Source organism: Pseudomonas sp. PB101 (genome assembly GCF_009764265.1).
Taxonomy (GTDB): Bacteria; Pseudomonadota; Gammaproteobacteria; order Pseudomonadales; family Pseudomonadaceae; genus Aquipseudomonas.
On sequence record NZ_RWIR01000080.1, the window covers coordinates 45,424 to 62,855 of the forward strand.

General features: G+C 58.9%; 16 protein-coding genes. 9 read left to right on the plus strand and 7 right to left on the minus strand.

Annotation, left to right across the window (positions count from 1 at the left end; genetic code table 11):
• Positions 1-11: 11 nt before the first annotated feature.
• The gene (locus EI969_RS25070) at positions 12-725 is read right to left on the minus strand and encodes a UTRA domain-containing protein (protein WP_150715655.1); all 714 of its coding nucleotides are present in this window, start codon (positions 723-725) and stop codon (positions 12-14) included.
• A 363-nt stretch (positions 726-1,088) separates the two neighbouring features.
• Here EI969_RS25070 and EI969_RS25075 point away from each other — a divergent pair, with 363 nt between their 5' ends.
• The 6 genes from EI969_RS25075 (at position 1,089) to EI969_RS25100 (ending at position 6,389) form a co-directional block, all read left to right on the plus strand.
• On the plus strand, positions 1,089-2,153 hold the full coding sequence (locus EI969_RS25075) for an ABC transporter substrate-binding protein (protein ID WP_160390135.1): 1,065 nt from the start codon (positions 1,089-1,091) through the stop codon (positions 2,151-2,153).
• Between the two features lie 126 nt (positions 2,154-2,279).
• Positions 2,280-3,086, plus strand: coding sequence for an alkaline phosphatase family protein (locus EI969_RS25080; protein ID WP_160390136.1), 807 nt, complete (start codon positions 2,280-2,282; stop codon positions 3,084-3,086).
• 5 nt (positions 3,087-3,091) lie between these two features.
• Positions 3,092-3,928, plus strand: a complete 837-nt coding sequence (locus EI969_RS25085) for an ABC transporter permease subunit (RefSeq protein WP_160390137.1) — start codon at positions 3,092-3,094, stop codon at positions 3,926-3,928.
• Entirely contained in the window at positions 3,915-4,715 is an 801-nt protein-coding gene (locus EI969_RS25090; protein WP_160390138.1) for an ABC transporter permease, read from the plus strand. Before EI969_RS25085 ends, EI969_RS25090 begins: the two co-directional genes overlap by 14 nt.
• Positions 4,712-5,701, plus strand: coding sequence for an ABC transporter ATP-binding protein (locus tag EI969_RS25095; protein ID WP_160390139.1), 990 nt, complete (start codon positions 4,712-4,714; stop codon positions 5,699-5,701). The genes EI969_RS25090 and EI969_RS25095 overlap by 4 nt, the downstream gene beginning before the upstream one ends.
• Before the next feature lie 34 nt (positions 5,702-5,735).
• The gene (locus EI969_RS25100; RefSeq protein ID WP_160390140.1) at positions 5,736-6,389 is read left to right on the plus strand and encodes an HAD family phosphatase; all 654 of its coding nucleotides are present in this window, start codon (positions 5,736-5,738) and stop codon (positions 6,387-6,389) included.
• 104 nt (positions 6,390-6,493) lie between these two features.
• Here the strand turns inward: EI969_RS25100 and EI969_RS25105 are convergent, their stop codons facing one another.
• A complete protein-coding gene (locus tag EI969_RS25105) occupies positions 6,494-7,456 on the minus strand; it encodes a zinc-binding dehydrogenase (protein WP_160390141.1) in 963 nt (320 codons plus the stop codon).
• Positions 7,457-7,594: 138 nt separating this feature from the next.
• Between EI969_RS25105 and EI969_RS25110 the strand changes: the two genes are divergently transcribed.
• The 3 genes from EI969_RS25110 (at position 7,595) to EI969_RS25120 (ending at position 14,541) form a co-directional block, all read left to right on the plus strand.
• Entirely contained in the window at positions 7,595-9,676 is a 2,082-nt protein-coding gene (locus EI969_RS25110; RefSeq protein WP_178120809.1) for a carboxy terminal-processing peptidase, read from the plus strand.
• Positions 9,677-9,821: 145 nt separating this feature from the next.
• Complete coding sequence (locus EI969_RS25115) at positions 9,822-11,612, plus strand: bifunctional diguanylate cyclase/phosphodiesterase (RefSeq protein WP_160390143.1); 1,791 nt, start codon at positions 9,822-9,824, stop codon at positions 11,610-11,612.
• A 148-nt stretch (positions 11,613-11,760) separates the two neighbouring features.
• Positions 11,761-14,541, plus strand: a complete 2,781-nt coding sequence (locus EI969_RS25120) for an RHS repeat domain-containing protein (RefSeq protein WP_160390144.1) — start codon at positions 11,761-11,763, stop codon at positions 14,539-14,541.
• Between the two features lie 103 nt (positions 14,542-14,644).
• On the opposite strand, the gene EI969_RS25125 is transcribed toward EI969_RS25120, so the two are convergent.
• The 5 genes from EI969_RS25125 to EI969_RS25145 form a co-directional block, all read right to left on the minus strand.
• Positions 14,645-15,052 (minus strand): sel1 repeat family protein, encoded by a 408-nt coding sequence (locus EI969_RS25125; RefSeq protein WP_160390145.1) that lies wholly within the window; start codon positions 15,050-15,052, stop codon positions 14,645-14,647.
• Entirely contained in the window at positions 15,053-15,424 is a 372-nt protein-coding gene (locus EI969_RS25130) for a hypothetical protein (protein ID WP_003223109.1), read from the minus strand.
• Positions 15,421-15,762: a helix-turn-helix transcriptional regulator gene (locus tag EI969_RS25135; protein ID WP_160390146.1), complete on the minus strand. Its 342-nt coding sequence runs from the start codon at positions 15,760-15,762 to the stop codon at positions 15,421-15,423. The genes EI969_RS25130 and EI969_RS25135 overlap by 4 nt, the downstream gene beginning before the upstream one ends.
• A 114-nt stretch (positions 15,763-15,876) precedes the next feature.
• On the minus strand, positions 15,877-16,332 hold the full coding sequence (locus EI969_RS25140; protein ID WP_160390147.1) for a YkvA family protein: 456 nt from the start codon (positions 16,330-16,332) through the stop codon (positions 15,877-15,879).
• Between the two features lie 292 nt (positions 16,333-16,624).
• Positions 16,625-17,341 (minus strand): FKBP-type peptidyl-prolyl cis-trans isomerase, encoded by a 717-nt coding sequence (locus tag EI969_RS25145; protein ID WP_160390148.1) that lies wholly within the window; start codon positions 17,339-17,341, stop codon positions 16,625-16,627.
• Positions 17,342-17,432 lie beyond the last annotated feature (91 nt).

A 17,432-nucleotide genomic window follows, 5' to 3' on the forward strand; every position in this document is an offset into this window, starting at 1 on the left:
CGTGTCGGACGCTAGACCACATCCACCCCGACATGAATCGCATCATGGCGCCAGAACTCCAGGTCGCAGTCGATCAAGCGTTCATGCTGGTCATAGTTGACCCGGGCAATCCGCAGGCCCGGGCTGCCCACCGACACTTTCAACGCCGCCGCCGCATCCACCGACAACGCCGTGGGCACAATCTCGAAACGCACCCGCCCGTAATGCAAATCGTAATGCCGCGCGTACAGCTCGGTGATCGACTGATTCAAATCGAAATCGAGGATCCCGGGAAAGTACTGCGGGTTCAGATAGTGCTCCACATACAGCACCAGTCGCCCGTCGATGCGCCGTGAGCGGCAGATCTGGATCACGCTCGACAGCGCCGGCAATTGCAGCCAGGCACACACCGCCGCCGAGGCCGGTTGCAATCGCGCCGAAACCACCTCGGTGGACGGCACCCGCCCCTGGGCGCTGACCATCGCGTGAAAGTGGCTGCGCTGCATCAGGTTGTACGCCAGGCGTGGCGGCGAGACGAACCAGCCGCGACGCTCCTCGCGGTAGATCTGCCCTTGTGACTCCAGCTGCAACAACGCCTCACGCAACGTGATCCGCGTGGTGCCGAACAACTCACTGAGCTTGCGCTCGGCCGGCAATTTGCTGCCCGGAGCCAACAGTCCGTGATCGATCTGTTCCTGAAGCACCTGGCCGATGGCGGTCACCGCTTTTGTTGCCTCGTCACGCATCAATGTTTCCTATCTGGACTAGACCAGCACCAATTCGGGGCAGAACCGCAGCGCAAACCGGTTCATTCAATAGCCTGCAAGCGTAGGCAGTGCAGATGACCGAGGTGTGACAAAGGCGCCCAACGGTCGCCGCTCTCAACCGTCAACGACTTGCAATTCATCGGCCATCTCCCTTGCCAGCCGGGGCCTTGACCATGGTCTACGCTTAGCAGGCCACTGGCGATACCGCCGAACAAATAGTCATTCCGGGCGACGAACGACATCAAAGTGTCATCCAGCCCCCTTAAATTGGCTCAGGTATTGCTGACCTAGACCAACTCAAACCGCAATCGCAGCGTTGAACACGACCCAAGGAGCTTCGGAATGAAACAGTTTTTCCTGGCATCACTGTTAGGCTCGACCATTGCCATGTGCACCGCCGCCATGGCGGCTGATGATTTGAAAACCCTGGAAGCCGCTGCGAAAGCGGAAGGCGCCGTCAACAGCGTCGGCATGCCCGACGACTGGGCCAACTGGGCCGGCACCTGGAAAGACCTGAGCGACAAGTATGGCCTCAAGCACATCGACACCGACATGAGCTCGGCCCAGGAGATCGCCAAGTTCGCCGCGGAAAAAGACAACGCCAGCGCCGACATCGGCGACGTCGGTGCCGCTTTTGGCCCGATCGCGGTCAAGCAAGGCGTGGTCCAGCCTTACAAGCCTTCGACCTGGGAGCAGATTCCGGCCTGGGCCAAGGACAAGGACGGCAACTGGGCGCTGGCCTACACCGGCACCATCGCTTTCATCGTCAACAAGAAGTTGCTGCACGGCTCCGAAGTGCCGACCAAGTGGGCTGACCTCAAAACCGGCAAGTACAAGGTTTCCATCGGTGACGTGAGCACGGCGGCCCAGGCTGCGAACGGCGTACTGGCCGCTGCATTGGCCAATGGTGGCGACGAGAAAAACCTCAAGCCTGCCCTGGATCTGTTCGCCGACATCGCCAAGCAGGGTCGCCTGTCGATGTCCAACCCGGTGATTGGTGCCATGGAAAAAGGCGAGATCGAAGTCGGCGTGGTCTGGGACTTCAACGGCCTGAGCTACAAGGCCAAGATGGCCAATCCGGATGACTACGTGGTGCTGATCCCGTCCGACGGCTCGGTGATTTCCGGCTACACCACCATCATCAACAAGTACGCGAAAAACCCGAACGCCGCCAAGCTGACCCGCGAATACATCTTCAGCGACGCCGGCCAGATCAACCTGGCCAAGGGCAATGCCCGTCCGATCCGCGCCGAACACCTGACCCTCCCGGCCGAGGTGCAGGCCAAGCTGCTGCCTAACGAGCAGTACAAGAAAGTGACGCCGATCAAGGACGCGGATGCGTGGGAAAAGACTTCCAAGGCCCTTCCGCAGAAGTGGAACGAAGAAGTCATCGTAGAAATGAAGTAATGCTTCATCCGTAGGAGCCGGCTTGCCGGCGATTGGATCACCACGGTCACTTTGAACAACGTGGCGATCCAATCGCCAGCAAGCCGGCTCCTGCAGGATTGAGAGAACCCACGGAGTTTTGCCCCTATGAAGCACAACGTCATCCTTGTCGTGCTCGACGGCCTCAACTACGAGGTCGCCCGCCACGCCTTGGGGCACCTTCAGGCTTACGTCGGTGCAGGACGTGCCGCACTCTACAAACTGGAGTGCGAGTTGCCGGCCCTGTCCCGCCCGCTGTACGAATGCATCCTGACCGGCGTTGCCCCGATCGACAGCGGCATCGTCCACAACAACGTCTCGCGCCTGTCCAACCAGCGCAGCATCTATCACTACGCCAGCGACGCAGGCCTGGTGACTGCGGCGGCGGCCTATCACTGGGTCAGCGAGCTGTACAACCGTTCGCCCTTCGTGGCAGCGCGGGATCGCCATACCGATGATCCGACACTGCCGATCCAGCACGGGCATTTCTACTGGAACGACCACTACCCCGATTCGCACCTGTTCGCCGACGCGGAAAACCTGCGTCTGCGCCATGCGCCGAACTTCCTGTTGATCCATCCGATGAACATCGACGACGCCGGGCACAAGCACGGCCTCGACACCCCGCAGTACCGCAACAGCGCCCGTTCGGCCGACATCATCCTGGCCGACTACCTGCAAGGCTGGCTCGATGCCGGTTATCAGGTGCTGGTCACCGCCGACCACGGCATGAACAACGACCGCTCGCACAACGGCCTGCTGCGCGAGGAACGCGAAGTGCCGCTGTTCGTGCTCGGTGACGCCTTCAGTTTCGACGCCGACGCCGCGCCGAAACAGACCGAGATCTGCGGCACCGTCTGCGCGTTGCTGGGCGTGCCCCACGACAAACCGGTCTGCCGGGAGTTGCTCAAGTGAATGCCATGACCCGCAGTAAATGGCTCGCTGCTCTGTGCCTGGTCCCGTTCGCGCTGTTCTTCCTCGTGTTCGAAATCGCACCGCTGACCTGGGTGATGATCAACAGCCTGCAATCGGAAGAGTTCGGCTGGGGCCTGGCCAACTTCAGCAAGATCTTCAGCTCGAAGTTCTACCTGCAGGCGATCCAGTACAGCCTCGAGATCAGTTTCTGGTCCAGCGTGTTCGGCATCATCATCGCGGTACTCGGCGCTTACTCCCTGCGTCAGGTCGATTCGAAACTGCGCAACTTCGTCAACGCCTTCGCCAACATGACCAGCAACTTCTCCGGCGTGCCTTTGGCCTTTGCCTTCATCATTTTGCTCGGCTTCAACGGCAGCTTCACCATCATGCTCAAGCAGGCCGGGATCATTCAGGATTTCAACCTGTACTCGAAAACCGGGCTGATCATTCTCTACACCTACTTCCAGATTCCCCTGGGTGTGCTGTTGCTTTACCCGGCCTTCGACGCGCTACGCGAAGACTGGCGCGAGTCCGCCGCGCTGCTCGGTGCCAACGGCTGGCAGTACTGGCGGCACATCGGTCTGCCGGTACTGACCCCGGCGCTGCTCGGCACCTTCGTGATCCTGCTGGCCAACGCCCTCGGCGCCTACGCCACGGTGTACGCCCTGACCACCGGCAACTTCAACGTGCTGACGATCCGGATCGCAGCGATGGTCTCGGGCGACATTTCCCTGGACCCGAATCTGGCCAGTGCCCTGGCCGTGGTACTGGTGGCGTTGATGACGCTGGTGACCATCGTGCATCAACTGCTGTTGAAGAGGAGCTACCATGTCTCGCGCTGAACTGGGGCCCGCCGGCATCTACCATCGTGTGGTGGTTTACCTGCTGTTTGCCATAATGTTGCTGCCGCTGCTCGGCACCTTTATCTACTCGATTTCCAGCAGTTGGTCGGCCACCATTCTGCCCAGCGGTTTCAGTATCAAATGGTATGCACAGCTGTGGAGCGATCCGCGCTTCCTGAGCGCTTTCGGCCAGTCGCTGTTGGTGTGTGTCGGCGCATTGATCCTCGCGGTGGTGCTGATTCTGCCGCTGCTGTTCGTGGTGCATTACCACTTCCCGAAACTCGACGCGTTGATGAACATCCTGATCCTGCTGCCCTTCGCCGTGCCACCGGTGGTGTCGTCGGTGGGGCTGCTGCAGCTCTATGGTTCCGGACCGTTCGCCATGGTCGGTACGCCGTGGATCCTGATCGGTTGCTACTTCACCGTGGCGCTGCCGTTCATGTACCGGGCGATCACCAACAACCTGCAGGCAATCAACCTGCGTGACCTGATGGACGCCGCCCAACTGCTCGGCGCCAGCACCTTTCAAGCCGCCTTCCTGGTGGTGCTGCCGAACCTGCGCAAGGGCCTGATGGTGGCATTGCTGCTGTCGTTCTCGTTCCTGTTCGGTGAGTTCGTGTTCGCCAACATCCTGGTCGGCACCCGCTACGAAACCCTGCAGGTCTACCTCAACAACATGCGCAACAGCAGCGGTCATTTCACCAGTGCGCTGGTGATTTCCTACTTCTTGTTTGTGCTGGTCCTGACCTGGGCTGCCAACATCTTGAACAAGGACAAAAGCCAATGAGCTTCGTCAGCGTCCAACACCTTAAAAAAGACTATGCGGGCACCACGGTGTTCAGCGACATCAATTGCGAAATCCAGAAAGGCGAGTTCGTCACCCTGCTCGGCCCCTCCGGCTGCGGCAAGTCCACCCTGCTGCGCTGCATCGCCGGCCTGACTTCGGTGGATGGTGGCAAGATCCTGCTCGACAGCCAGGACATCGTGCCCCTGAGCCCGCAGAAACGCGGGATCGGCATGGTGTTCCAGAGCTATGCGCTGTTCCCCAATATGAGCGTGGAGCAAAACGTCGCCTTCGGCCTGCGCATGCAGAAGGTCAATGCCGACGACAGCCAGAAGCGTGTCGCCGAGGTGTTGAAGCTGGTGGAGCTGAACGACTTCGCGTCGCGCTATCCCCATCAGCTGTCCGGTGGCCAATGCCAACGCGTCGCCCTCGCCCGCTCCCTAGTCACGCGGCCACGCCTGTTGCTGCTGGACGAACCGCTGTCGGCGCTGGATGCGCGGATTCGCAAGCATCTGCGCGAGCAGATCCGTCAGATCCAGCGCGAACTGGGCTTGACCACGATTTTTGTCACACACGATCAGGAAGAAGCCCTGACCATGTCTGACCGGATTTTCCTCATGAATCAGGGAAAGATCGTACAAAGTGGCGACGCCGAAACCCTCTACACTGCGCCGGTGGATGTGTTCGCTGCCGGGTTCATCGGCAACTACAACCTGCTGGATGCCGACAGCGCCTCGAAACTGCTGCAGCGGCCCATCAGCAAGCGCATTGCCATTCGCCCGGAAGCCATCGAACTGAGCCTCAACGGTGAACTGGACGCGCAGGTACGCAGCCACAGCCTTTTGGGCAACGTAATCCGCTACCGGGTCGAAGCCCGGGGCGTTGAACTGGTGGTGGATGTGCTGAACCGCTCGGCGGCCGACCTGCATCCCGATGGCCAGCGCCTGGCGCTTTCCATCGATCCGACGGCCCTGTGTGAGGTAGCCTGATGCCTTTGCTTATGCTGAAGAGAGAACTGCACTGATGGCCCTGGCAATTTTTGATCTGGACGAAACCCTGATCCACGGCGACTGCGCCACCCTTTGGAGCGAGCAGATGGGCCGCCTGGGCTGGGTCGACGCCGAGTCGTTCATGCGGCAGAACAATGAAATGATGGACGCCTACAGCCACGGCAAGCTGCGCATGGAGGACTACATGACCTTCAGCCTCGAGCCGATGATCGGCCGTACGCCAGAAGAGGTCGACCACCTGGTCGGACCGTGGGTGGAAGACCACATCGAGCCAATCATTTTCAGTGACGCCACCAAAGCCATCGCGGCGCATCGCAAGGCCGGTGACCGGATCCTGGTGATTTCGGCCTCGGGCACCCACCTGGTCGGCCCCATCGCCGAACGCCTGGGCATCGACGAGATCCTGGGCATCGAACTGGAAGTGGCCAATGGCGTTTACACCGGCCAAACCGTGGGCACCCTGACCTACCGCGAAGGCAAGATCACCCGCTTGCTGGAGTGGCTGGATGCCGAGGAGGAAAACCTCGAAGGCGCGAGTTTCTATTCCGACTCTCGCAACGACCTGCCGCTGTTGCTGAAGGTGGATTACCCGCATGTGGTGAACCCGGATCCGGTCTTGCTTGAGCACGCCGAAAAGGCTGGCTGGCCGATCCATAACTGGAAATAACCACGCCCCTGGTAGGAGCTGGCTTGCCAGCGATGAACGATAACGCGGTTCCAATGAACCGCGTCGTTTCAATCGCTGGCAAGCCAGCACCTGCAGGACAGGATTCAGCTCAGACTCTCGTCAATCACCAACACCACTTTCCCCGCCACGGTATTGCTCGCCAGCTCGGCAAACGCTGCCTCGGCATCCTTGATCGGGAATGTCCTGGCCAGTTGCGGGTTCAAACGCCCTTCGGCAAACAACGGCCAGACGTGCAGGCGTAGATCGCTGAACAGATCTGCCTTGAACTGATCATCACGGCTGCGCAGGGTCGAGCCCAGCAACTGCACACGCTTGGCCAGCACCTGGGCCAGGTCCAGCTTGGCCTCGCGCCCGCCCATCAGACCGATCAGCACCCAGCGACCATCCTGAGCCAGCAACTTGAGGTTCAATGCCGCGTAATTGCCACCCACCGGATCGAGTATCACGTCGAACGGCCCCAGGTCCCGCAAGCTTTCCAGATTACCGTCACGCACCACGCCGCCCTGGGCGCCCAGCGCTTCGCAGTACGCCAATCGCTCGGCGGAGCCGACACTGACCCAGCACGGGTTGCCGAAGGCCTTGCACAGCTGAATGGCCGCTGAACCGATTCCACTTGCCCCGGCGTGCAGAAGAACTTTTTGACCCGGCTTGAGCGCCGCCAGTTGAAACAAATTCAGCCAGACTGTTGCATAAACTTCGGGTAATGCCGCCGCTTCGAGCAGTGACATTCCGTCGGGAACCGGCAGTACATGCCGCCCGTCGACAACCACCTCTTCGGCCATCCCGCCCCCGGCCAGCAAGGCGCAAACCCGATCGCCAACCTGCCAGGAAGACCCGGCGCCGACCTCGCTGATCACCCCCGAGCACTCTAGACCAAGCACTTGGCTGGCCCCTGGCGGTGGTGGATAAAGGCCGGCTTTCTGCAACAAATCGGCGCGATTTAGACCCGATGCCGCCACTCGTATACGAACTTGTCCTACATCGCACGTGGGACGCGGTTCATCAACCCACACCACTTGACCGTCAACGCCTTGCAATGCTTTCACAGTGCCTCCATAGTGAGTCTGGACTGAGCCCGAAGCTATAGCGCCGGGCTTTTTGCATTATGCGACCGGCTCCCAAAGAACCGGCGACTTCAAAGACGGCCTAATATGCGTTATCAATTGTCCCCGCGTCGAATCAGCATGAAGCATCTGTTCCCCAGCACCGCCCTCGCCTTGATCATCGGTATCGGCTTGCTGCCGATGTCGGGCAACACCTTCGCAGCCAATAGCTGGGACAAGCTTCAACCCGATCGTGACGAAGTGATCGCCAGCCTGAACGTCGTGGAGTTGCTCAAGCGCCACCACTACAGCAAGCCGCCACTCGATGACGCGCGCTCGGTGATCATCTACGACAGCTACCTCAAGCTGCTGGATCCGTCGCGCAGCTACTTCATGGCCAGCGACATTGCCGAATTCGACAAGTGGAAGACGCAGTTCGACGACTTCCTCAAAAGCGGCGACCTCAACGCCGGGTTCACCATCTACAAGCGCTACCTGGACCGCGTGAAGGCGCGTCTGGACTTCGCCCTTGCCGAGCTGAACAAGGGCGTCGACAAGATCGACTTCACCACCAAGGAAACCTTGCTGATCGACCGCAAGGATGCCCCTTGGCTCAAATCCACCGCCGAGCTCGACGACCTGTGGCGCAAACGCGTCAAGGATGAAGTGCTGCGTCAGAAGATCGCCGGCAAGGATTCCAAGCAGATCCAGGAAACCCTGACCAAGCGCTACAAGAACCAGCTGGCGCGTCTGGACCAGACCCGCGCGGAAGACATCTTCCAGGCGTACATCAACACCTTCGCCATGTCCTACGACCCGCACACCAACTATCTGTCGCCGGATAACGCGGAGAACTTCGACATCAACATGAGCCTGTCCCTCGAGGGCATCGGCGCCGTGTTACAGAGCGATAACGACCAGGTGAAAGTCGTGCGCCTGGTGCCGGCAGGTCCGGCGGACAAGACCAAGCAGGTTGCACCGGCCGACAAGATCATCGGCGTTGCCCAGGGCAACAAGGAAATGGTCGACGTGGTGGGCTGGCGCCTGGACGAAGTGGTCAAGCTGATCCGTGGTCCGAAAGGCACCGTGGTGCGCCTGGAAGTCATCCCGGCCAGCAATGCGCCGAACGACCAGACCACCAAGATCGTGCCGATCACCCGTGAAGCGGTGAAGCTCGAAGACCAGGCCGTGAAAAAATCGGTCTTGAACCTCAAGCAGGACGGCAAGGACTACAAGCTCGGCGTCATCGAAATCCCGGCGTTCTATCTGGACTTCAAGGCCTTCCGTGCCGGCGACCCGGACTACAAGAGCACCACCCGCGACGTCAAGAAACTGCTGACCGAGCTGCAGAAAGAGAAAGTCGACGGCGTGGTCATCGACCTGCGCAACAACGGCGGCGGCTCCTTGCAGGAAGCCACCGAGCTGACCAGCCTGTTCATCGACAAAGGCCCGACCGTGCTCGTGCGTAACGCCGATGGCCGCGTCGATGTGCTTGAAGATGAAAACCCGGGCGCGTTCTACAAAGGCCCGATGGCGTTGCTGGTCAACCGCCTGTCCGCCTCGGCTTCGGAGATTTTTGCCGGCGCCATGCAGGACTACCACCGCGCACTGATCATCGGCGGCCAGACCTTCGGCAAAGGCACCGTGCAGACCATTCAGCCGCTCAATCATGGCGAACTGAAACTGACCCTGGCCAAGTTCTACCGGGTTTCCGGGCAGAGCACCCAGCATCAGGGCGTCTTGCCGGACATCGATTACCCGTCGATCATCGACACCAAGGAAATCGGTGAAAGCGCCCTGCCCGAAGCCATGCCGTGGGACACTATCAAGGCGGCGATCAAGCCGGCGGTGGACCCGTTCAAGCCGTACATTTCGCAGCTCAAGTCCGAGCATGACCTGCGTACGGCCAAGGATGCGGAGTTCGTGTTCATCCGCGACAAGCTGGCCCTGGCGCAGAAACTGATGGCCGAAAAAACCGTCAGCCTCAATGAGGTCGAGCGTCGTGCCCAGCACGCCGACATCGAAGCCAAACAGCTGGCAATGGAAAACATCCGTCGCAAGGCCAAGGGCGAAGAACCGCTCAAAGAGCTGAAGAAAGAAGACGAGGACGCCATTGCCGCCGAGGATGACAAGACCAAGCCGGAAGACGATGCCTACCTGAGCGAAACCGGGCGGATTCTGCTGGACTACCTGAAACTCAACACGGCAGTGGCCAAGCACTGAGTGCGCACAAACAGCTGATGGCAATTTAATGCTAACGCTCCCCGGAGCGTCATCAAACAGTCATCATTCTGTCGTGAAATAAAGGACCGGGCGTGCCTCTTTTACCAAGGGCCGCCCGGTCCTTTTTTTATCGCCAGAGATCGCCATGACCACAACCGAACAGCTGAGTGCATTGGGCTCGATCCTGACTCAAGGCGGTTTGCACAGCTTGTTCCAGCCGATCATCAGCCTCTCCGAACGGCGCATCCTCGGCTACGAAGCCCTCAGTCGCGGCCCCTCCAACAGCCCTCTGCACTCCCCTGTCGCGCTGTTCGCCGTCGCCCGCCAGGCCGGACGCCTGAGCGAGCTGGAAATTGCCTGCCGCCAAAGCGCCTGCCGACGCTTCAACGAACAACAACTGCCTGGCCTGTTGTTCCTGAACGTATCCCCGGAATCCCTGCTCGAAGCGGCGCATCAACCGGGACGCACCCTGCAATTGCTGCAGGACTTCGGCATTGCGCCGAGCCAGGTGGTCATCGAGCTCACGGAACAGACACCGACGGATGATTTCCAACTGCTGCAGACCGCCCTGCATCACTACCGGGCGATGGGGTTTTCGATTGCGCTGGATGATCTGGGGGCGGGTTATTCGAGTTTGCGCTTGTGGTCCGAGCTACGACCGGACTACGTGAAAATCGACCGGCATTTCATTGATGGCATTCATCAGGATGCGCTCAAGCGCGAGTTCGTCGGCTCGATCCTGCAAATCGCCAAGGCCTCGCGGGCGCAAGTCATCGCCGAAGGTATCGAGCTGGCGGAAGAACTCGCGGTGCTGACCGAAATGGGCGTGGACCTGGTGCAGGGCTACCTGCTCTGCCGGCCCCAGGAACACCCGCCACGGGATGCCCGGGCATTGATGCCCCGACAGGACAGCACCGCCGTTGTACTGAGCGAGGACGGCAGCGACCTCAGCGCCCTGCTCAACGAGCAACCTGCCGTGAGCAGGGACACCCCGACCGCCATGGTGCTCGAAGCCTTTCGCCGCCAGGCCAACCTGAACTCGCTGGCGGTGCTGGATGAACAGGGGCAACCCTGCGGCATCGTCCATCGCCATTCGCTCTCCGATGCCCTGCTCAAGCCCTTTGCCACCGACCTGTTCGCCCGCAAACCCATCAGTCGCTTGATGAACGATGACTTCCTCGCTGTCGAGCTGAGCCAGTCGCTGCAACAAGTCAGCCGCCTGATCACGGGCCGTGCCCGCCAGCGCATCGAAGAAGATTTCATCATCAGCCTCAATGGCGGCTATCTCGGGTTGGGCCGTGTCATAGATGTGCTCAAACTGATTACCGAACTGAAGATCCAGCAGGCCCGCTACGCCAACCCGCTGACCCTGCTACCGGGCAACGTACCCATCCAGCAATGCCTGACGCGACTGCTGCAACAGCAACGGGAATCGGTGATCTGCTACGTCGACATCGATAGCTTCAAACCCTTCAACGACATCTACGGCTATGGCCGCGGCGACGAAGTCCTGCTGTGCCTGGCGCAATGCCTGAACGACCGCGTCGATCCCTCCCGCGACTTCGTGGGCCACATCGGCGGCGATGATTTCCTGCTGGTGCTGGGCCCGGAAGACTGGCGCAAACGCTTGAACCAGTTGCTCGACGACTTCCAGAGCCAGTGCCGGCGCTTCTACCGCAGCGAGCACCTGGAAGCCGGATGCTTCATCGCACCGAACCGCCAGGGCGTGCGCCAGGAGTTTGCGCTGTTGTCGCTGTCGATCGGGGTGGTGCACCTGCATCCACAGGCCTGTGCACAACTCGACGCGAGCCGGTTGGCCGAGATGGCATCACAGGCCAAGCACCATGCGAAGAATGTGCAGGGCTGTAGCGTGCATGTGATTGATAGCCTGGTGGTACGGGCTATCGGAGAATCACTGGTTGCCGGCCAACGTTGATGTCCATGACCCGCCCCGTGGTTTGGAAGTGTTAGTGGATGGCAATACAGTGTACTCAAACCAAGCTGGTAGAAAAGAACTGCGTCTGATAGATCTTGTTGTCCAGAACTAAAGCAGTCTGACACTTTCCGCCAGCGAGGGATTACGCATGCGCAGCAATGATGAGGGTACACATCGGAACACCCCACTGATCACGTCAATAGATAACCGCGGGCTGTCGGTGCGCACCATCGAGTACCGCCGTCTCCCGGGCCCACCAACCGCGACCGAAGCACGCATTACCCGTCACAATTTTGATTCCCGAGGTCATCTGACACAGAGTATTGACCCGAGGCTGTTCGCCCTCAAGCAGTCGGATGCCAGGGCAAAACCGAACTTCACCTACCTGACCAGCCTGACCGGTAGTGTGACAGGCTCTGACAGCGTGGACTCCGGCAATGCGGTCACACTGAATGACAGTGCAGGCCGGCCAGCACTGGCCGTCAATGCCACGGGGGTCATGCGCACCTGGCAGTACGAAGAAAACACACTATCTGGCCACTTGCTGGGCATCACCGAACACGTTGCCGGCCAGAAGCCCTGTATCACGGAACGCTTTGTCTGGGCTGGCAACAGTCCTGCAGAGCAAGACTTGAACCTCGCCGGGCAATGCGCTTGTCATTACGACACGGTCGGACTCAGCCAGACCAATAGTGTGACGCTAACCGGCCTGCCTCAGTCGGTTACACGGCAATTGTTGCCGGATGACGCAGGTGCCGATTGGCAGGGCAACGGGGAGTCAGACTGGAATGACCATCTGGCACCAGAAGCATTCGTCACGAAGAGTACGGCAGATGCTACAGGCACAGTGCTGACCACCACAGACGCAATGGGTCATGTACAGCGATTGGCCTATGACGTGACCGGCCTGTTACAAGGCAGTTGGCTGACACTGAAAGGGGACACGGAGCAGATTATCGTGAAATCCCTGACGTACTCGGCGACCGGTCAGAAGTTACGGGAAGAACATGGCAATGGAGTGCTGACCACCTATACGTATGAACCGCAGACTCAGCGCCTTACCGGTATCAAGACAGAGCGTCCGCTTGGGCACGCAGGCGGTGCAAAAGTTCTGCAAGACCTGCGATACATGTATGACCCAGTTGGCAATGTGCTGCGTGTCACCAATGATGCCGAAGCCACCCGGTTCTGGCGCAATCAAAAAATAGTCCCGGAAAACACCTGCACTTACGACAGTCTCTACCAACTGATCAGCGCCACCGGCCGGGAAACAGTTGCAATCGCACAGCAGAAAAACAGCCTGCCTGGCCTCTCCGCCCCCCTTACCGCAGACCAGAGTAACTTCACCACCTATACCCGTCACTACACTTATGATGATGGTGGAAACCTGACCCAGATCTGCCACCGTGCTCCCGCCTCAAATCATAATTACACCACTCGTATAACGGTCTCCAATAGTAGTAACCGCGGAGTGCTGGACAGTCTGACCGCCGACCCTGCGCAAGTAGAAAAATATTTCAGCATCGGCGGACATCAGCACCAGTTGCAGCCGGGACAACATCTTGTCTGGACAGGGCGCGGGGAATTACTGCAGGTGACCCCGGTCACTCGTAATGGCGAACCCAGTGATAACGAACGATATCGCTACGATGCGCACAGTCAGCGGGTGATAAAGATCAACATGAAAAAAAACGCAGGCAGCCATCAGATTCAGCGCGTGGTGTACCTGCCGGGGCTTGAACTGCGCACCACGATAAGCGGCAGCACGAATAAGGAAAGCCTGCATGTCATTACGCTGGGTGAGGTGGGACGAACCCAAGTACGGATGTTGCACTGGGAAAGTGGCAAACGAGATTCCGCCCGCAACGACCAAATCCGTTACAGCTACACCAACCTGGTGGGTAGCAGCGGGCTGGAGATCGACGGAGCCGGGAACATAATTAGTCTGGAAGAGTACTATCCATATGGCGGCACCGCCGTATGGACAACACGAAACCAGATTGAAGCGGATTACAAAACCCACCGCTACTCGGGCAAGGAACGCGATGCCACAGGTTTGTATTACTATGGGTATCGCTATTATCAACCTTGGGCAGGGCGCTGGTTAAGCTCGGATCCGATGGAAACGGTGGATGGACTGAACCTATATAGGATGGTGAGAAACAATCCGCTGACCTTTGAAGATATAGATGGACGGATGATCAGGCGCCAGTCTGAAGACAGTCCTCCCGAGAACAAAACTTTGGTGAATCATCCTTCACAAGAAAATGCGCTTGCACCGACACACTCCCCTCTCTCCCTCTTAGAGTCTCTGGGTACGCAACCACTTATAAGGGAGCCTGAAAAAAACAGCTTGTCTGCATCTATTGAGAAATCAATGGCACAGTTGCAACTAGCAGTCGGAGCCAATGGGGATAACGTCATTTCGGTCTCGGCAGATATAGGTGATCGCGATCCTATCGACAGTGGTGGTTATGGCGAAATTTATGAAAGCAAGGATGGCCGACATGTTTACAAGAAATACCATAACGTGAAAGACGCCATTAAAATCCCAGCTTATATTGCACCCGAAGAAAGCGGTTTTAACACCTATTACGGAGCGGGCTCAGCAACAGCAATGATTGAGAATGGCAGCGCCTATCTCAAGATGATAAAACTAGACGGAATCCCGCTGCATAAAATCAAAGAAAACACTTTGCCAGCACAGGCCGCAGATGCACTACAAGATGCATTCCACGAGATGGAAAAGAAAGATTTATACCATCAAGACATACAAGGCAAAAATTTTCTTTTCTCCGAGAAAGACAACAAGGTCTACCCCGTAGACATGGAAGCGCACCCCTACGATATCGCTCAATATACAATCCGCGTATACAACAGTAACAAGACAAACGTACTCAATGAGTTCTCACGACTAATAAAAAAATAAACAGGATAGGTGAGGCTAGTTTAACTCTGGCCAGAGCTGACAGTTGATGAAAGGCTTTTCGCGGCTGTCAGGTCAACCTGCTTGCTTGTCGAAACACGGGTAATCAATGACCAGGATCATGAGCTTTCAATGCGTGCAACTTGATCGGCGCCAACGGATGCCCGGCCTTCGCCGCGATCTCCCAGAAGCGCGCTGCTTCGGCCGGATCCGGCGCCTTGCTCGCCGTTCCGGCCAGACTGATCACGCCCACTTGATACGCTGCCTTGCCATCGCCCGCCAACGCCGCCAGGCGCAGCAAACGCACGCCCTCCTCACGAGCACCGAGGCCGACGCCGCGAAACGTCAGGATGTGCCCATAGAAGCTCTGGGCGCCGACGTCGCCCAGGTTGGCCATGCGTGCGAACTGGCCTTCGAGCCAGCGCCAGCCTCGTGGCTGGCGGACAAACCACGACCAGTGAAACAGCCTGCGCGCGAGCCAGTAGCCGGCCCGCGCCTTGAGTTGTAAAAACACTCAGGCCTCGGCCGATTCCGGGTATTCGTATTCGAACACCCGCACCACTTCCGACGCGTGCCAGGAAGCTGCGGCAACGCCGTCCGATGGCCCGGAGAAACGCCCGAGGCGCTCGACGCACTCAAAGAACCCGGTGCGCGGCAAGCGGCTGGCGCCCTGGCTGATCACCAGTGAACTGCGCAATGGCTGCTCTGCCTTGGCGTCCAGGGCCGCCAGATGCTCGAGGGCCGCCGTCAGGGTCTGCATGGCCGGGGTCGGCAACTGCAAACGCTCCAGCAATGCCCGATACGTCAACAGATGGCGCTGGCGTCGCGCCTGATCCAGTTCGCCCAGCAATCCGTCCCAGTGTTGACGACTAATGCGTACGCTCACGATTCATCCCTCCACCCAGGCACCGTCAATTCCCAGGCCAGGCTGCGGCGAATCGCGGCGTCGGGCAGACGCTCGCCACTTTCGATCATGGCCAGGTAAGACGGGCTGATGCCTACCGTGCGGGCCAGCGCCTCGATGGCGATGCCCTTCCCTTCGCGCAAACTGCGTAGTTGATCCAGACCCGGAAGAATCACGTCTGGTGTTGCCGCCTGAACCTTCGTGGCTTCAGCCGACGCTTGCTCCTTGATGCCTGCTGCTTTCAGTAACGCCTGATACTGAGCCCATGGCAGAACCGCGTATTCGGGCTCGCCTTCGCGTGTAATTATCTGAATATCCATGACTACCCCGTAGGACAAAAACACTTAGCGCGTCGGCACTTTTCCCTAGAAGTGTAATCCTAACAGCGGCCAAGGTCGCGGGGGGCATCTATCTGTGAGCAGGTCGCAATCGACTCAACGTTTTTTCGGGCCTTGAAGTTGCAGTTGCTCGGGGGTAGCGGGCAGACGCTCGACCACTGCGAGCTTCTCCGGCACTTGCCGTTTGCGCCAGGAACGGAAGGCATCGAGTTCGTCGTCGAGCACTTTCATCAGCCACGCCAATACCGCGATGTCATCGAACATGCCGAACACCGGAATGAAATCCGGGATCGCATCCACCGGGCTGAGGAAATACATCAGGCCCGCAACGACCGAAATCAGTGACTTGGGGCTGATGGCCCGATACTCACCACGCCAGTACGCAAGGCAGAGTGCCTGCAGCAGCTTCAAATCGTCCTTGATCTTGCCCAGCCGATAGCCCTGGCTCGCGCCCTTGCTGGCGACCGCGAACAACAGGGTCGGCAATCGACCGCGTGCCAGCAGGCGTCCGGCCAGTGGCAGGAAACGAGCGAAATTCCAGGGTGCTTTCATCATTCCTCCCATTGAAATGTTATCCACACAAATTGTGGATAACCTTGTGAACAGAGCCGCTTTTCACCGCTGAAAGCCCCGTTTTACAAGGCCTGCGTTCAGATCGGGCGTTTTTTACTCATCAAAAAAAACCCATAATTTCATTGACTTGGCGGCCTTGTGCGTCTACCGCCGAGGCTACTATGGCTAAGACTCCGGTCCAGAGCGTCTGTTCGTTTTGTTTACCCGTACCGAACGCCAGATGCAACAACGCCCCGCATGAGCGAGGCGTTGTTATCGAAGCAGGCGCTGATTACTTGGCAGCGGCGTCTTCTTTTGCCGGATCCTTGATGGCCAGCAGTTCCAGGTCGAATACCAGCACCGAGTTGGCTGGAATCGCCGGGCTCGGGCTTTGAGCGCCGTAAGCCAGGTCAGCAGGGATGTACAGCTTGTACTTCTCGCCAACGTGCATCAGTTGCAGGCCTTCGACCCAACCCGGGATCACGCCGCTGACCGGCAGATCGATCGGGCTGCCGCGCTCGACGGAACTGTCGAATACGGTGCCGTTGGTCAGCTTGCCGGTGTAGTGAACGGTCACTACGTCAGACGGTTTTGGCTGAGGGCCATCGGCCTTCTGCACGACTTCGTACTGCAAGCCCGAAGCGGTGGTGGTCACGCCAGGTTTCTTGGCGTTGTCCTCGAGGAATTTCTTGCCGGCAGCTGCCGACTCTTCGCTCATCTTGGCCATGCGCTCTTCGGCACGCTTTTGCAGTGCGGCGAACGCTTCAACCAGTTCTTCGTCCTTGAGCTTCTGCTCTTTCTTGCCGACGGCGTCTTCGATGCCCTGGGCTACAGCTTTCGAATCCAGGTCATCCATGCCTTCCTGAGCCAGGCTCTTGCCCATGTTCAGGCCAATGCCGTAGGAAGCTTTTTGCGCCGGAGTTTTCAGCTCTACGCTGGTCTGCGAATCACAACCCGCGAGTACCAGGCCAACCAGGGCCACCGCCGCCGCCAACCGATGCTGTTTCATGCTATTTCCTTGTTCATGCGCCTAAAGGGCAATCGAGTAAAGCCGCGAGCTTATCAGGCCGCCACGACCAATGGCTACCGGCATGAGAGCC

Coding starts and splice junctions, on each gene's coding strand:
- EI969_RS25070 (WP_150715655.1), bottom strand. CDS start 725: ATGCGTGACGAGGCAACAAAAGCGGTGACCGCCATCGGCCAGGTGCTT.
- EI969_RS25075 (WP_160390135.1), top strand. CDS start 1,089: ATGAAACAGTTTTTCCTGGCATCACTGTTAGGCTCGACCATTGCCATG.
- EI969_RS25080 (WP_160390136.1), top strand. CDS start 2,280: ATGAAGCACAACGTCATCCTTGTCGTGCTCGACGGCCTCAACTACGAG.
- EI969_RS25085 (WP_160390137.1), top strand. CDS start 3,092: ATGACCCGCAGTAAATGGCTCGCTGCTCTGTGCCTGGTCCCGTTCGCG.
- EI969_RS25090 (WP_160390138.1), top strand. CDS start 3,915: ATGTCTCGCGCTGAACTGGGGCCCGCCGGCATCTACCATCGTGTGGTG.
- EI969_RS25095 (WP_160390139.1), top strand. CDS start 4,712: ATGAGCTTCGTCAGCGTCCAACACCTTAAAAAAGACTATGCGGGCACC.
- EI969_RS25100 (WP_160390140.1), top strand. CDS start 5,736: ATGGCCCTGGCAATTTTTGATCTGGACGAAACCCTGATCCACGGCGAC.
- EI969_RS25110 (WP_178120809.1), top strand. CDS start 7,595: ATGAAGCATCTGTTCCCCAGCACCGCCCTCGCCTTGATCATCGGTATC.
- EI969_RS25115 (WP_160390143.1), top strand. CDS start 9,822: ATGACCACAACCGAACAGCTGAGTGCATTGGGCTCGATCCTGACTCAA.
- EI969_RS25120 (WP_160390144.1), top strand. CDS start 11,761: ATGCGCAGCAATGATGAGGGTACACATCGGAACACCCCACTGATCACG.
- EI969_RS25135 (WP_160390146.1), bottom strand. CDS start 15,762: ATGGATATTCAGATAATTACACGCGAAGGCGAGCCCGAATACGCGGTT.
- EI969_RS25140 (WP_160390147.1), bottom strand. CDS start 16,332: ATGAAAGCACCCTGGAATTTCGCTCGTTTCCTGCCACTGGCCGGACGC.
- EI969_RS25145 (WP_160390148.1), bottom strand. CDS start 17,341: ATGAAACAGCATCGGTTGGCGGCGGCGGTGGCCCTGGTTGGCCTGGTA.